At 40.7% G+C, this 16,304-nt stretch carries 9 protein-coding genes; all 9 read right to left on the bottom strand.

The genetic code is table 11. From position 1 onward, the window contains the following. Window positions 1-234: a glutaredoxin family protein gene (locus tag AADY36_RS07810; protein ID WP_342408798.1), complete on the bottom strand. Its 234-nt coding sequence runs from the start codon at window positions 232-234 to the stop codon at window positions 1-3. After that, complete coding sequence (gene rlmKL, locus AADY36_RS07805) at window positions 227-2,344, bottom strand: bifunctional 23S rRNA (guanine(2069)-N(7))-methyltransferase RlmK/23S rRNA (guanine(2445)-N(2))-methyltransferase RlmL (RefSeq protein WP_054561583.1); 2,118 nt, start codon at window positions 2,342-2,344, stop codon at window positions 227-229. The genes AADY36_RS07810 and rlmKL overlap by 8 nt, the downstream gene beginning before the upstream one ends. A gap of 78 nt (window positions 2,345-2,422) precedes the next feature. Then, on the bottom strand, window positions 2,423-2,953 hold the full coding sequence (locus tag AADY36_RS07800) for a cell division protein ZapC domain-containing protein (protein ID WP_285221470.1): 531 nt from the start codon (window positions 2,951-2,953) through the stop codon (window positions 2,423-2,425). A gap of 120 nt (window positions 2,954-3,073) precedes the next feature. Next, window positions 3,074-4,084 carry a quinone-dependent dihydroorotate dehydrogenase gene (gene pyrD, locus AADY36_RS07795; protein WP_054561585.1) on the bottom strand — a complete coding sequence of 337 codons (1,011 nt, stop codon included), beginning with the start codon at window positions 4,082-4,084 and terminating at the stop codon, window positions 3,074-3,076. A 114-nt stretch (window positions 4,085-4,198) separates the two neighbouring features. Further along, on the bottom strand, window positions 4,199-9,037 hold the full coding sequence (locus AADY36_RS07790) for an NAD-glutamate dehydrogenase (protein ID WP_342408797.1): 4,839 nt from the start codon (window positions 9,035-9,037) through the stop codon (window positions 4,199-4,201). Window positions 9,038-9,249: 212 nt separating this feature from the next. After that, window positions 9,250-11,574: an efflux RND transporter permease subunit gene (locus AADY36_RS07785; RefSeq protein ID WP_054551390.1), complete on the bottom strand. Its 2,325-nt coding sequence runs from the start codon at window positions 11,572-11,574 to the stop codon at window positions 9,250-9,252. Further along, on the bottom strand, window positions 11,574-12,578 hold the full coding sequence (locus AADY36_RS07780) for a WD40/YVTN/BNR-like repeat-containing protein (protein WP_055198767.1): 1,005 nt from the start codon (window positions 12,576-12,578) through the stop codon (window positions 11,574-11,576). The genes AADY36_RS07785 and AADY36_RS07780 overlap by 1 nt, the downstream gene beginning before the upstream one ends. A 123-nt stretch (window positions 12,579-12,701) precedes the next feature. Next, a complete protein-coding gene (locus tag AADY36_RS07775; protein WP_054562000.1) occupies window positions 12,702-14,066 on the bottom strand; it encodes a DUF1329 domain-containing protein in 1,365 nt (454 codons plus the stop codon). Between the two features lie 12 nt (window positions 14,067-14,078). Continuing rightward, window positions 14,079-16,163, bottom strand: coding sequence for a DUF1302 domain-containing protein (locus AADY36_RS07770; RefSeq protein ID WP_054561588.1), 2,085 nt, complete (start codon window positions 16,161-16,163; stop codon window positions 14,079-14,081). Between the last annotated feature and the right edge of the window lie 141 nt (window positions 16,164-16,304).

Genomic DNA, 16,304 nt, shown 5'->3' with positions numbered 1-16,304 from the left:
TTATTCTTTATTATCAGCAATAAATTGCGCTAATTGCTCAGCATCAAAAGGCCAAAATAATTTCTTGCCTTGATGAGATTCCACAACCGGAATACTGGTTTGGTAAAGTTCAATCAGCTGTTCACTGTCCATAATATCTTTTGCTACAAACGAAGCGTTTGTAGCAATTAATAATTCATCGGCCATTTCACACAGATGACAGCCATTAGTGTGGTAGAGGATAAAGTTAGCCATGGGTAATAAGCCAGCTATTATGAATTTGCTTATTACGTTTAAAATCTGGTGATAAAGTCTTGTCAGAAATGTTTTCTGCTTTTAAACCCAGACCCATTAGCCCTACTTCATCTATGCTAAAGCCACGCTTATTATTTGAGAATATAAGCGTACCGTTAGGGCTTAAAATTTTCTTAACCCAGGTAAGTAGTTTGATATGGTCGCGTTGTACATCAAACGCATCTTTCATACGTTTTGAGTTTGAGAACGTCGGTGGATCTAAGAAAATTAAATCATATTGGCCTTGTGCATACTCAAGCCACTTCAAGCAGTCTGCTTGCTCAAAACGATAACGGGTATTACTGATATCATTCAGAGCAAAGTTTTCTTGCGCCCACTTTAAGTAGGTTTTTGACATATCAACCGTGGTAATGGCTTTAGCACCACCCACAGCAGCATGCACAGATGCGCTGCCTGTATAAGCAAACAAATTTAAGAAACGTTTGCCTTGTGCGTTTTGTTGGATATAACGACGAGCTAATCGGTGATCTAAGAACAAACCAGTATCTAAATAATCAAATAAGTTTACTTTGAATTTAGCGCCAAACTCTTCCACTACTTGAGTACGATTTTGTTTTGCTACCTTGGTATATTGCTCTTCACCTTTTTGCTTTTTACGCACTTTAACTGCAATATTTTCTGGTGCTATATTTAACTGCTCAGCGGTCAAGCTGATCACATCTTGCAAACGTTTTTGAGCCGTATTGTCATCGATTTCTTTCGGTGCAGCATATTCAAAAATAACCGCTGAATCATCGTATACATCTACAGCTACGTTATATTCTGGAATATCCGCATCATAAACACGGTAGCAGCTTACTTCATTTTGCTTTAACCAGTTCTTTAAATTTTGCTTATTTTTCTTTAAACGGTTTGCAAAGGCTGTTGAACCTTCAAAATTAAGAGCCGGCTTATCTTCTTTGCTAAGTTCTACTTGTTTATCGTCAAGTTGGTAAAGATTTAATACAACATCTAACGGGCCATTTTTAAACTTATAGCGTTTTAACTTAACTAACTTTAATAACTTAAATAAGCTTTCGTCAGTGCCAAGTAAAGCAAGTTTCCAATGATTAAAGTGCTTTTTGAAGCCAACACCTAAGCTACGGTGTAAGTTAACCAGCTCAGCCATTGAGCCTAAACGTTCACCATAAGGTAAGTTTGAAATCACCACACCAGGTAGTTTCGCAACTGGGGTTAACTTAGTGGCATCGCTTTGTTTAAACTTAATCACATTACCAAGGTCAGCACGCTCTGCGTTTTCTTGAGCTTTTGAAATCACACTGGCGTCAATATCATGGCCAATAAGCCAAAGTTTAGGATCTGTAATTTGTGCAGTTAGTTCTGCTTTTAATTCTTTGTATTTTTGAATTCGGAAACTAGGCAGGCGCTCAAAGGCAAAACCTTCACGGAATAAGCCCGGCGCTTCATTGCGTGCCATGCTTGCAGCTTCAATTAAAATGGTACCAGAGCCACAACATGGATCGAATAAAGGTTGCTGTACGTTTTCAAGCCAACCACTTCGTTTCACAAGGGCTGCAGCTAAATGCTCTTTAATCGGCGCTTTGCCTTGATCTTGACGATAACCACGCTCAGATAAACGCGGGCCAGAATAATCGATATAAAGCGCAACACCTTGACGGTTCAACCTTGCTACAACACGTACATTGGCATTGTATTTATCAACATCAGGACGTTGCTCGAATAAATCCGCGAAGTAATCAACAATCGCATCTTTTACAACTAGACCTGAAAATTGCGTATTTTTTAAATCGTTATTAGTACCAGTAAAATCAACAGCAAAGGTTTGTTTAGGACTAAACCACTCCTGCCAAGGCTGTAAGCGTGCAAATTGATAAAGGCTGTCTTTGTCTTTTACGCCTTCTTTTTCTTCTATCAGCATCATGATACGAGTCGCAAAACGGCTCGATAAACAAATCTTTTGTGCTAATAAGCTATCTGCTTCAAAACGTACAGAGCCCACGGTTTGTTTTGAGACTTCTGCACCGAGTGCTGTAAGCTCATCAACAAGTAAATTTTCTATTCCGATAGAAGTAAGTGCGATAAATTGCAAAGTAAAAACCCTTAAATGCTAATTGCGCAGGATTATAGCATAGCTTGGCGAACAAAAACGCCAACATTTGCAGGGATATTAGGCAGATTTAAACTGTTTTTGTTGAATATAAACAGGATGGATACGGTTATTTAAAACCTTAATAGCCTCAAACTGTTCAAGAGAAAGGTTTTCGTCTAATTGAAAGTGTTGGCTTAGGTTAATACACACTGAGGCTTCGCTTGAGTGATCAACAATTAAAAACTCACCTTCTTGTGCCTGTGAGCACAATTTCACTACAGCTTCGACACTTGGTTGGCTGCCATTATACTCATGAAAGAACCAACTTTTTGCAAGTACTGGCTTTAAATGAAATTTGACCGCAGTGGCATTCAGCGCGATTTGGCAAAGTTCCGCAGGGTTCCATAGTGAGAAAGTTTCGAGGTATTGATAAACTTGCTGATAAAATGCAGCGTCTTCAAGGCTAAAGTTAGGCTCTTGTAAAACAGCATCGGTGAGTTGGCGAAGTTTGTAAGGCGTGCACAGTTGCATATCTTGGTCTAGGTCAACCAAAAGACGATTGTTTTTTGCACAAGCAAGCCATTTCCATTGCTTAGATGCTTGTAACATGTCTCCTCCCTAACGAATAAATACTGTGCGCATAATCACAAATTATAACTAAAGCAGACCATTAATAAAATGATTTCTTAGAACATTTTATTAATGATCAATTGCTTAGATAACTGATCCTTATAAGCTATTTAGGATCGTTTTTACCAATTCTGGGCCTTTATAAATGAAACCAGTGTAAACTTGTACAAGGTCAGCACCTGCTGCAAATTTTTCTTTTGCCGAATCAGCATCATCGATGCCACCCACACCAATGATAGGTAGTTTACCTTCGGTTAAACGCTTAAGCTCACTAACCACGTGGGTTGAACGCTGACGCACAGGCTGGCCTGATAAACCACCCGCTTCATTTGCATACTGTTGACCTTGTACCATTGCGCGCTCAAGTGTGGTGTTTGTAGCAATAACACCATCGATCTTATTGTTGATCAATGACTCACTAACTTGGCCGATTTGTACTTCATCAAGATCAGGGGCGATCTTAACTAGCATAGGCACTTGCTTGTTATGTTTGGCCACTAGATCAAGTTGTTCATTCTTTAAGCTTTGCAATAAGTCATCAAGCGCTTCGCCGTATTGTAAATCACGAAGACCTGGGGTATTCGGTGAAGAAATATTTACTGTGATATACGATGCATGCTCAAATACTTTACGCATACAGTGAATGTAATCATCTTTACCCTGTTCGTTTGGTGTATCTTTATTTTTACCAATATTAATACCTAGAATACCGTCGTATTTCGCTGCTTTAACATTGTTAACTAGGTTATCAACGCCCTTATTGTTAAAGCCCATGCGGTTAATAATCGCATTTGATTCAGGTAAGCGGAAAATACGCGGCTTGTCATTACCCGCTTGAGGACGTGGTGTAACAGTACCTACTTCAACAAAACCAAAACCCATTTGCGAAAATGCATCAATACACTCGGCATTTTTATCTAAGCCTGCCGCTAACCCTACTGGATTTTTAAACTCTAAACCTAAAAAGTTAACGGGTTTATTAGGGACAGATTGAGACCACGCAGCACTCAATGGCGTATGAGCAAATCGGCGTAAATTATTAAGTGCAAATTCATGAGCCCACTCCGCATCACGGGTAAACATAAAACGGCGAGCTAGATCATAAAACATGGTTTGTTCCTTAGGTAAAAATAAACAAGGTAGCCGTTTGTAAACGGACCATTGCAAATTAAGGGCAAAAAAATACCCCAGCGAGCTGGGGTATGTATTTTAACGACTTTTCACTTATTTGGAAGTGTCACAGTTGTGGCTTAACAACATTAGTTCACGAAGTGCCACTGAGAACTTCGCAAAATCATGGCTTTGCGATGTTTTGAACTCAGATAGCATCTGCTTCCAACGTTGTAATAGTAGATCTTGGTTATCCATCCACTCATCAATTTGTGCATCAATGTCTTTGCTGTCTGCAGCAAAGCTATTAAGTACCACAGCTGATAATGTACGTTGTTGCCAATCTAGCTCTTCACGGTAAGAAGCACGAGCAAGTGCTTGCCAGTGGTTCGCAACTGGTTGGTTGGTGATTTGGTCAAGGAACCAATGTAAGCCCATACGCGCACCTAGCTTGAAGTAGGTGTTAGAAACCATATCAATGCTACGCTCTGAATTATTAGCAATTTCAGCTAAGTCCATTACAGAGAATAAGCTTGATAATGACACAATACGTGTTGCAAGTGCTTTTGGTACATTGCTGTCAATTAGCTTATCTGCCGCTTTAACTAGGCGCTCGCTTTCTTTTTCAACCATGTAGCTGTTTAAGTTTTCACTTAAATCAGCAAATGTTGGTGCAAAGAACTCAATTGCTTGCTCAATCGTTTGTGCTTTATTGCGATGACGTAAGAACCAACGTGTTGCACGACGAACCGTACGACGTAATTGATATAGCATTTCTGTTTGTACAGCTGCTGGGATCTTATTATCAAGTGCAACAATTGATGACCATGTTTCTGGCATCTCGAACACTTCTTTTGCGATTGAGTAGCAAAGTGCGATTTCAGCTTCGTTAGCACCTGTTTCTTCGTGCATACGAATCATAAAGTTAAGACCCATATCGTTAACGATGTTGTTTGCAAGTTTCGTTGCGATAATCTCTTTACGAAGTGGGTGGTTATCCATTGCATCGTTGAACTTCTCACGAAGTGGCACTGGGAACGACTTAACTAATAACTGACGGTAGTAAGGGTTTTCAGTGATTTCATCAACCACTAGAGACTCTTTAAGAACCATCTTCGCGTAAGAAACAAGTACAGAAAGCTCTGGACGAGTTAAATCTTTACCCGCTGCTGCGCGCTCTGCAAGCTCTTCATCCGTTGGAATAAACTCGATTGCACGGTTAAGCTTGCCATCTTTTTCAAGGGCATGGATGAAACGTACTTTTTCTTTAAGCGTTGACGTACCTTTTGATTGAGTAATCGATAAGGTATGCGTTTGACGGTAACAATCTTTTAATACTAACTCAGACACTTCATCAGTCATTGAATAAAGTAACTCATCACGCTGTTTACGTGTTAAGTCACCTTCAGCAACTAGGCCATTAAGTAAGATTTTGATGTTTACTTCGTTATCTGAACACGCAACACCACCTACGTTATCGATGAAGTCAGTGTTAACGCGACCGCCTTTAGCCGCAAATTCGATACGACCTAATTGAGTCGCACCTAAGTTACCGCCCTCACCTAAGATCTTCGCACCAAGCTCAGAACCGTTAATACGAAGCGCATCATTCGCGCGGTCACCCACATCAGCATCAGTCTCTTTAGAGTTCTTGATGTAAGTACCGATACCACCATTCCAAAGTAAATCAAACTCCATCATTAGAGCTGCTTTGATTAACTCGTTAGGTGTCATGCTCGCTTTCTTAGTGCCAAGCATTTTCTTCATTTCTGGGCTTAAGCTAATTGATTTAGCCGCACGAGAGAAAATACCACCACCTTGAGAAATGAGGTCTTTATTGTAATCTTCCCAAGAAGAACGCGGTAGATTAAATAAACGCTCACGCTCTGGGTAAGATGTCGCTGCATCTGGGTTTGGATCAACAAAGATGTGCATGTGGTTAAACGCTACTTGTAAGCGAATATGCTTAGAAAGCAACATACCATTACCAAATACGTCACCCGCCATGTCGCCGATTGCCACCACAGTGAAATCAGTTGTTTGACAGTCAATGTCCATTTCACGGAAATGACGCTTAACAGATTCCCACGCACCTTTTGCAGTGATACCCATTTTCTTGTGGTCGTAACCTACTGAGCCACCTGATGCGAATGCATCACCTAGCCAGAAGTTATATTCATTTGCAATGCCGTTAGCGATATCAGAGAAAGTCGCAGTACCCTTATCGGCAGCAACAACTAAATACGGGTCATCTTCATCATGACGAACAACATCAACTGGTGGAACAATCTCACCACGTTCAATGTTATCTGTGATATCTAATAAACCACGGATGAAAATCTTGTAACACTCTTGACCTTCTTTGAAGAATGCTTCACGGTCTGTCGGTAGCTGTTTACATACGAAACCACCTTTCGAACCTACTGGTACGATAACCGTGTTTTTAACTTGTTGCGCTTTAACAAGACCCAGTACTTCAGTACGGAAGTCTTCACGACGATCAGACCAACGTAAACCACCACGAGCAACTTTACCACCACGTAAATGAACGCCTTCAACGCGCGGCGAGTATACAAAGATCTCAAACGCAGGCAGTGGTAATGGCATTTCAGGGATCATAGAAGGCTGAACTTTGAACGATACGTATGACTTAAATTGGCCGTCCGCTTCTTTTTGGAAGAAGTTCGTTCTAAGTGTTGCATTGATCATATCAACGTATAAACGGATGATACGGTCATCATCTAGGTTTGCTACGTTTTCTAGTTCAAGGTTAACTTGTGCTACTAGCTTCTCAAGTGTCTTTTCACTACCTGGGTTCTTAACTGAGAACTTTTTAGTGAATAAGTTAACAATTTGCGATGCAATGTGTGGGTAATTTGCAAATGTGCTTTCGATGTAAGTTTGCGAGAAAGTTACACCAATTTGACGCATGTATTTAGCGTAGGCACGTAGAATAGACGCTTCACGACCTGTTAAGCCACCCATTAATACTAAACGGTTGAAACCATCATTTTCTAAACGGTTATTCCACACGTTCGTTAATGCAGCACGGAAACGCGCTGACACTTTATCAAAGTCAGCAATGCCCTTGTTGTCAATTAGCATGGTAAAATCCATGATCCAATTAACTTTACCGTCAGTTGTTTTCACTGAGTAAGGTGTTTCACCTACTACGCGTAAACCAAAGTTTTCTAACATCGGCATTACGTCAGATAAGTGAATTGGCACATCTTTATGGAATAAGCTTAAACGAACAACATTTGTGTTTGCTTCTTCTTGTGGACGGTAGAACAACATCTCAAGTTTGTTCTCGTCGTTTAGAAGTTCTAGCTTTTCAATATCAACAACCGCTGCACTTGGTAAAACCTGGTCTTTATACGCACTTGCAAACGCTTGTGCATATTTACGGTTTAGTTCTTTACCGCGTGCTTCACCTGCGCTTTCAAGTAGTGCAGATTGGAGTCTATCTTCCCAAGTACGGGCAGCTTCAATTAGGTTGTTTTCGATGTCTTTCACGTTATATTCAATATTATTGTCAGTCACACGCACCGTGTAATGTGTACGGGCTAATGTTGACTCAGAGAAGAAAGTAGTAAATTCGACTTTGTCGTCAGAATTAAATGCATTGGCTAAGATACGTTGCGTTTCACGACGTAGTGCCGTGTTATAGCGCTCACGCGGAACATATACCATGCAAGAGAAGAAACGGCCATATGCGTCTTTACGCACAAAAATACGGCACATATCACGCTCTTGTACTTGTAATACGCCCATGGCAACTTCAAGTAGTTCAGCTTCACGTGCTTGCACAAGCTCATCACGTGGATACGTTTCTAAAATATTTAATACCGCTTTGTATGCATGGGTGCCTTTAGCAAAGTCACACATTTCCATAATGCGGTTAATCTTACTTTTCAGTACAGGTACATCAGCGGCGCTGTTGTTGTAAAAGCTTGATGAGAATAAACCAAGGAAGCGATCTTCACCAATTACATTGCCCTCATCATCAAAACGCTTAATACCCACGTAGTCGATGTATGCAGGTCGATGTACACGAGACACTGAATTTGTTTTCGTTAAAATTAATAAGTTACTGCTACGCGCTTCTTGGCGCGCTACTTCAGGTAACTCAGAAAGTAAGCGGCTATGCTCTTCGTCTGTGTTTTTCATTAGACCAAGGCTAGTGCCCTTTTTACCTTTTAACTGGTAATCACCTTGCACTGGCGAAAGTTCATATTCACGGTAACCCATTAGCGTAAAGTTATCTTTAGCTAACCAGTCTAAAAACTCTACCGTTTCTGCAACTTCGCTTTCGTTATTATTATGGTGGCGTTTAGGTAAGTCTTTCGTTACCGCAATTAGCTTTTCACGAATTGGCTGCCAATCTTCTACAGCGATAGAGACGTCAACTAACACAGACTCAAGTTCTTTTTTGAAAGACTCAATTACTTTTGCATCTGTTTGACGATCAATTTCGATAAAGAACACAGTTTTTGTCGACGTTGATTCTTGCTCTGCTTTTAAGCTTGAAATACCGGTGATTTTAGCATTTTTATCACGTTGGATTTTCAGCGGAGAGTGAAGTAATAAGTGAGAAGCGATGTTTGCGCGGGTCATGGCCATACGCACAGAATCAACGAGGAAAGGCATGTCTTTCGCGATGATTTCAACAATAGTGTGCGATGACTGCCAGCCATCTTTTGCTACTTCAGGATTGAAAACACGGACAACCGCGTCATCAGAATTATTTTTTTCTAGCGAGTTCCATAGGCTTAGTGCAGCGCCATATAAGTCACTATCGTTGCGATGAGCCAAATCCTCTTTAGACATATTGCTGTACAAGGCTTTGGCGAATTTCTCAACGAGTAACACATTATCAGCGTGAACTTTTTTCTGGATCAGCTTACAGACATTATCTAAGATAACCGAGGCTTGCCCTTCATTTCGTGTCATTGTATGTTCCTTAATCTATACTACTTATCGATTAGTAGAATATTTGTACAGCCATTTATTAGCGTGGAGTCAGGTAAATTCTAACTCTTTTACAGCTAATAAACAGCCTTTTCGATGAAATCATTTTAAGCTTTTCAGCTATTTGGTCATCTATTCACAAAATATAGATATAAATGGCCATTACTGGCCATATTGGAGCACAATTATTCACATTATTTTTTCTGGTCAGTCCAGAGGAAGCTACCAATAGCAGGTAAAAGTAGTACTGCACCCAACATGTTAACCAAAAACATGAAGGTTAGCAGAATACCCATATCCACTTGGAACTTCAGATCAGAGAAAATCCATGTGCTAACACCAATGGCTAAGGTAATACCTGTGAACAGCACTGCACTACCACGCTCTGCTAATGCATTACGATAAGCCACTTCGAGTGCCACACCTTGTTTTAGCTGCCCCATCATTGATGAAAGTATGTAAATCCCGTAATCGACACCAATACCAACACCTAAAGCGATAACTGGTAATGTCGACACTGTTAAACCTATTTCAAGTTGTACCATCAACGCTTGCGCTAAGGTTGATACGATGTACAGAGGTAATACAACCGCGACCGTTGCCTTAACACTTCTAAAGCTAATTAAGCATAGCAGGATTACGGCGCCGTAAACGTAAAGCATCATAGGTAGCTGTGCAGCCGATACCGATTCGTTCGTTGCAGCCATTACACCGACAGGGCCTGACGCCAGCTTAAACTTTAATTCATCGGTTTCTTCAGCCTTAGCAAACTCTTTAACTTTAGCTACCACATGGTCAATTGTTTCTGCTTTGTGGTCATTCAAGAAAATAATCACAGGCATTACAGAGCAGTTTCCATCGAGTAAACCTGAGCTTGTTTCAACCCGTGAAGTAGCTTGCACTAAACTTGCCGTATTGCGCGGCAAGCTTTGCCATTTTAAGTTACCTTCGTTGAAGCCGGCGTTCACAGATTGCGCAACTGAGCTTAAGCTCACAGCCGATTGTACCCCTGCAACGTTTTCCATCTGCCATTGGAAACGACTAATACGCTCCATAACATCATGCTCAGTACACGCAGCAGGATACGCTTCTACAATCACTTTTAGGATATCTGATGAAATGGTGTATTTATCAGAAATCAAAAAGGTGTCTTGGTTATAGCGGGCATCTTGGTGCAAAGATGGCGCACCAGCATGTAAGTCACCAATACGCATTTTGTCAGCTTGCCAGTAACCCACTGCAAATAACACAGCCGTAAAGACGATAATAAAACCAGCTGTTTTACGATCAGTCGCTTTTACTAATAGCTCGCGTAACTTGTCTAGTAGATTTGGTTTGTCTGTGTGAGTACCTGCTTGAATATGCACAGAGCCTTCAAAACGCATGTACGATGCCCATACAGGTAATAAAATTAAGTTGGTGAAAATAATTACCGCCACACCTAAACTTGCTGTGATAGCAAGTTCACGAATAATACCAATATCAATGGTGAGTAAGGTTAAAAAACCAATTGTGTCTGATAGCAGTGCAATACCACCTGGGATCAGAAGTGCTCTAAAGCTTGCCTGACAACAAACCCGAGTTGAACTACCCGTAGACACTTTTTTGCCAATGTCATTGATCATTTGCACGCCATGGCTTACACCAATCGCAAACACTAAAAACGGCACTAAAATTGACATAGGGTCTAAACCAAAGCCTAAGCTTGAAAGCAAGCCTAACTGCCAAACAACAGCAATGATTGAACAGGCAATTGGTAAAATAGTCAGTTTTAAAGAATGGCAGAACAGCCAAACCATTACGAATGTGAAAGCAATGGCAATAGCAAAAAATAACAGTACCCCTTTAGCACCCTCTGCTACATCCCCTGCCATTTTCGCAAAACCGATAATATGAATACTGACCTTGTCAGTACTTAGCGGTTCACGAACTTGTGTTTCTAGCTTTTCTGCAAACGCTAAAGTATCTAGTTTTTCTTGTGTTTGTGGATCAGTTTCAAGTAGCTGGGCGGTTACCATCGCACACGAGTAGTCACTGGCAATCATACGGCCAACGACTTTTGCTTTTTCGATGTTTTCTTTTACAACCGCAAGACCACGTTTATCAGCGGTAAAGTTTGCCGGAATAATTGGACCGCCAGCAAAACCATCTTCAACCACTTCAACAAAGCGCGCACTCGGTGCGAAGATTGAATTAACTAACGGGCGATTTACACCAGGAATAAAGTAAAGCTGATCATGAACTGCTTTAAGTTGGGTGAAAAATTCCTCATTAAAAATATCACCATCTGCATCACAGACAGAAATCAAAATGCTGTTTGCTCCACCAAACTGTTTTTCATGTTTGGTGTAAACTTTCATGTAGTCATGATTAAGCGGAATATTTTTATTAAAAGAAGCGTCTAATTGTATTTGTGTTGCTTTGAATAATAAGAAACAGGTGATCAAAGCAAAGGAAATAATTGCGAATAAGCGATGACGAAACACCGCTCTTTCTAAAATATCTAAAAAACCACGCATTACGGATTCAACTCCTTCACTTTAATGCCATTTTCTGAAGCCATAACTAGTTTGTCTTGAAACACAACACCATCAAGTAACGATTTACCATCGGCCATTTGTTGTTCTGTTAATTGGCCATTCTCAATTTGGAAAATCACTCCGCTGTTGGCAAATAATAACCACTGGTTGTTGTATTTAATCGCGCTATTCACGGTTGCATAATTGTCGTGTGGTATTTGTTGCCATTGATCACTGCCGGCTTGTCGAGTGAAAATGTTGCCTCGAAGGCCTGCAACTAGATCTTCACCACCTTGATCTGCAGTTGACGCAAACGTAAAGAAAGAGCCCATATAGATCTCTTCAAGACGCTGCCAGGTTTGACCATTGTCGAAACTTTGTGCCATTAAACCCATTTCACCGGCTAGAAATAGACTCTCCTCAGTTTTAACGATGCGATTAAAATGTGGCAGTATTGAAGCTGTTTCAATTTCATAGCCTTCTGGGTCACTGTCTTTTAAATCATTGAGGTATTCACGGTCTTCTTCAAATAACAGGCTATCTAAAAAACGCTTCTGCCAAGTTTGGCCACCATCGTTAGTTTCAAAAAACATTCCATATGCACCGACTGCATAGCCATGTTGTTCAGTAGTAAATAAAATATCTAAACATGGCTTATCCATGTTTGGTAAAGATTGCTGTAACTGCCAGGTTTTTCCTGCATCTACAGTATTAATGATGGTTGCATCATGACCACATGCCCAGCCTAAATCGTTATTATAAAAATCAACCGCTGTTAGCAGCACTTGAGTAGGCACACTGGCTTGTTGCCAAGTTTGAGCGTCTGTACTTGTGATAACCACACCGTGTTTACCAACTGCAATGAGATTTGGGCCAGCTAGTTCAATGTCGGTGAGAAGAGTTTTGTTTGCGTTAACAGCGCTAATCGCTTGTTGCGGCATAGGCATGTCTTGAGCAAAACATGAAGCACTATAAGCAAGACAGGCATAAAGCAAATACTTCATAAAGATAAATCGCCTTCGAAAAAATAAAAAGAGAAGTCAAAAAAGCCACTGAGAAATCTATTGCGTGTACTGATGACTTACGCGAATTGCAAAAGGCACCTGGGGTCAGGTGCCTTAATTTGATTAACGACCTTCGCGGCGTAATGCGCTTGAAGTAAACTCGTTATCGTTGAATGATTGTGAGAAATCATACATTTTTTCTTGGTTGTCTAAACCAATTGCTAAATAACGACGAGAGTTAAGGTCATGGTAAACTTCTAACGTACTCCAATGAGTTGGTACTTCATAGTAGTTAAGACCATGCGCCATCGCTACACGATACATTTGATCACGGTTATCATAGATATCCGTTACATGAACTTGCCAGCTATCTTCATCAATATAGAAAACACGTTTTTTATAGATATGACGCGTGCCCTCTTTCAGGTTCGCTTCAACAACCCAAACACGGTGTTTTTCATAACGAACATGTTCAGGATTGATATGACCTGCTTGCAGAATATCATCGTAGCTTAGTTTGTCACTGTGAAGCTTATAGCTGTTATAAGGAATATAAAGCTCTTGCTTACCTTTTAATGTCCAGTTGTAACGATTTGGAGAACCGTTGAACATATCAAAGTCATCAGTTGTACGTAAGCTATCTGCAGCTGTTCCCGGTGCATCATAGGCAACATTAGGTGCACGACGAACACGACGCTGACCTGAGTTGTATGTCCATGCTTGGCGTGGCGTTAAGATTTGGTCCATTGTTTCATGAACTAGTAACGCAGTACCAGCAAGACGCGCTGGCTCAGTTACTTTTTGCTTAAACTTAAACAAGATATTAGATTCTTGTAGCTTTTCAGGCGTTGCTTCCGGTGATGAATACTCAACTAACAGTTGCTCATCAAAACCTACATAGTTATATGAACCAGATGCTGTCGGTGCAGCTTGACCACCAGAACGCTCAATTGATAAACCACGGAAACGTAATAAGTGGTTCCAAATCGCTTCTAAGCCATCTTTAGGGATTGGGAACGGAACACCCACAGCGGTATTTTTAATACCGTTACCGCCCTCTACTAACTCAGCTGTCGTTGCATATTTTTTAGTTGCATCATATACAAACTGAGGATACGACGCGCTACGACGCGTTGGATAGATGTTCATTTTGAACGTATCAGGATAGGTATTGAATAATTCAATTTGACCTGGGCTCAAGTAATCTTTGTACTCAGCTACATTCGATTTATCAATCGTGAATAAGATTTTATCATCAGCAAACGGATCAGGATGATGCATTCCCGGTTTATAACCAGCAGGTGGTGTTGTGATACCACCATCCCAAGCTGGGATAGAACCGTCTTTATTCGCAGCTTTTTCTGCGCCAATAGGAGTTAAATCTTTACCTAAACGTGCCGCTTCATCAGCGGTAATTTTTGCAAGTACACTTGAGCTTGCGAAAACGCCACAAAATGCTGCAGCAATGAGGGTAGGTTTTCTAATAATCATAATTTACCCTTAGATTGAATATTTAATATTGAAAGATACATAATCGCGGTCAGAGAAAGTATTCGTTGCACCACCACCCCAGAATGAGTTGTAGCTAAAGTCGAACGACCACGCATTTTGATAATTGAAGTTCATAGTAACACCGAGCGATTTACGGTCTTCAACAAATAAGAACATTGGATCAGGTGTAATACCATTCACATCGTGCGAGAACACAAAACGTGGAGAGAAGTTAACACCACTGAAGAAGTTATAATAATCACCTTTCGCAATTAAACGATAACCCCATGCAGAAGCCGTTGGGAACGGGTTCGTTTCAGGACCATTAGAAAGACCTAAGTGCAGTGTTGAATAATCATCACTTAATGGGCCTTGCATAATACCGCTTCGACCAGTACCAGCAACATTTAAACGAAGCTCATCGTAATCTGGCATATCGTTAATGCGTACACCACCAATTTCACCAACTACCGCCCAGCTATCAGCTCCAAGTGAAGGACCAAATAGGTGTGTTGCTGTAAATTGTAATTGTGCAGTGTTACGTAGGATAAATCCTTGTGCTACTTCACCAGGGCCTACAACGCTTGTAGCATCGCCTGGGCTCATTTGTGAAATACCAGCAAAGTCAGGACGAATACCTGCAACTGCTAATTGCTCTGGCATACCCGCATATAACAGCTCTACGTCATCAATTTGCAGAGGCTCATCTTGGCGGAATGCAAATTCACCAGCAAGTGCCGTTTCGCCCACAGATGTGTTGAAGCTAAGACCGTACAGTTTAATATCTTCAGGATATTCTAACTGACCTTTAGTGAATGCTTGAAGGCTAGTTACATTATCTTCTGTGATATCTGTAGTTAATAACATACCGATATCAGCAGCGATTGCCGCATCAGTGAAGTTTGATACCTGACCAGAAATTACCGGACGACGGCTATGATAGTTAATGTGGTATAACGCCACTTCAGTGTCGTTTAATTCAGGTAAATACATACCTAAACGTAAACCATACTGGCCACCATCGTCTGGCTCGTTTTTACCTGCACCACCTTTGCCTTTTAACGCCACTTTGGTTGGGTAAGCTAGGTACATTTGCGCCATCATTGCTTGGCCTTGTGCAGATGTAGGATCAACACCTTGCGAGCGAACAATGTCATCTAAATTATTTAAGCTTTCAGTTAAGAATGCTAAATCAATATCAGGGTTAGACGTGAAGCCCAATTGAATATTTTGCTGATAACCATTTTCTGACGCGAAATCGTTCGTCGAGAAGTAAGTACCAGCCGCTGGAAGGCGTGTTTCATGCCATTCATATTGGTAGAAACCTTCTAGCGTTAAGTTATCTGTGATGCCTAGTGATGCCCAAAGCATACCAACAGGTATGAAAGCTTCTTTTAACTCTGCACCTGGCGCTTTTAAACGATCGATATCAACAGGGTTAACGTTAATACCATGAGAAATCAAGGTACTCTCACCCCAGTTCACAACTTGTTGGCCTAAACGAATAGACAGCGGGTTACGGCCTTCATTTAAATCAAAGTTTGCCCATACATAAGCGTCTAGTAAACGTAAATCAGCACACACTTGTTCTTTTGTGTCATCATCGTCACATGGGTCTACTTTGTTACCTGATGTTGGGTTGCTATAAGCGTAATCACCATCCATCAAGGCAAAGTCGTAAAAGTACATAAAGCGAGTGAAGAAACCAAAATTATCTTTGCTGATTGATAACTCATGGTTACCTTTTAATAACTTTGAGAATGAATCACCACTATCAAAATTGAGGTTACCTGCATCACCATTATTTGAGTATGCACCTGGTTGGTTCCATACATCAGCAGAAGAATAAATTGGATTTAAAGCAGAATGATAACCCGTCCAGTCAAATGAAGGATTATTACTCTTACCTATATGTTGAAAATCTCGGTCTTCGACACGAATGCTTTGGCCATAAGAGAAGTTAGAGTCAAAACGTATATCGAAGTCACCTAACTCAAAGTTTGCCGCATGCAAAGATGTGCTTGAGAGTCCGAGTGTAGCCGCCGCGAGTCCCAAAGCTATTTTGTTTTTAACAAAAAGCGATCGTTTTATCATTGTGTTCATCCCCCTGTAACGGGTTGTTTTGTGATCAAATTGTTGTTTTTAGTATCTTTCTAACGATAGAAGCGAAACAGTAAAATTACAATATAGAACGCGTTCAATCGGTTAATATTTATTTAAAAATGTGACGTTTAC

The organism is Pseudoalteromonas sp. D15MCD-2, from assembly GCF_038562745.1.
In the GTDB taxonomy this organism is placed as follows: domain Bacteria; phylum Pseudomonadota; class Gammaproteobacteria; order Enterobacterales; family Alteromonadaceae; genus Pseudoalteromonas.
Note: the sequence above shows the minus strand (reverse complement) of the source record. Positions and strands in the feature narration are given on the sequence as shown.

What these genes read in the sequence shown, in the direction of transcription:
- AADY36_RS07810 (WP_342408798.1), bottom strand. Translation starts at nt 234, where the DNA reads ATGGCTAACTTTATCCTCTACCACACTAATGGCTGTCATCTGTGTGAA.
- AADY36_RS07800 (WP_285221470.1), bottom strand. Translation starts at nt 2,953, where the DNA reads ATGTTACAAGCATCTAAGCAATGGAAATGGCTTGCTTGTGCAAAAAAC.
- AADY36_RS07780 (WP_055198767.1), bottom strand. Translation starts at nt 12,578, where the DNA reads ATGAAGTATTTGCTTTATGCCTGTCTTGCTTATAGTGCTTCATGTTTT.
- AADY36_RS07770 (WP_054561588.1), bottom strand. Translation starts at nt 16,163, where the DNA reads ATGATAAAACGATCGCTTTTTGTTAAAAACAAAATAGCTTTGGGACTC.
- AADY36_RS07785 (WP_054551390.1), bottom strand. Translation starts at nt 11,574, where the DNA reads ATGCGTGGTTTTTTAGATATTTTAGAAAGAGCGGTGTTTCGTCATCGC.
- pyrD (WP_054561585.1), bottom strand. Translation starts at nt 4,084, where the DNA reads ATGTTTTATGATCTAGCTCGCCGTTTTATGTTTACCCGTGATGCGGAG.
- AADY36_RS07790 (WP_342408797.1), bottom strand. Translation starts at nt 9,037, where the DNA reads ATGACACGAAATGAAGGGCAAGCCTCGGTTATCTTAGATAATGTCTGT.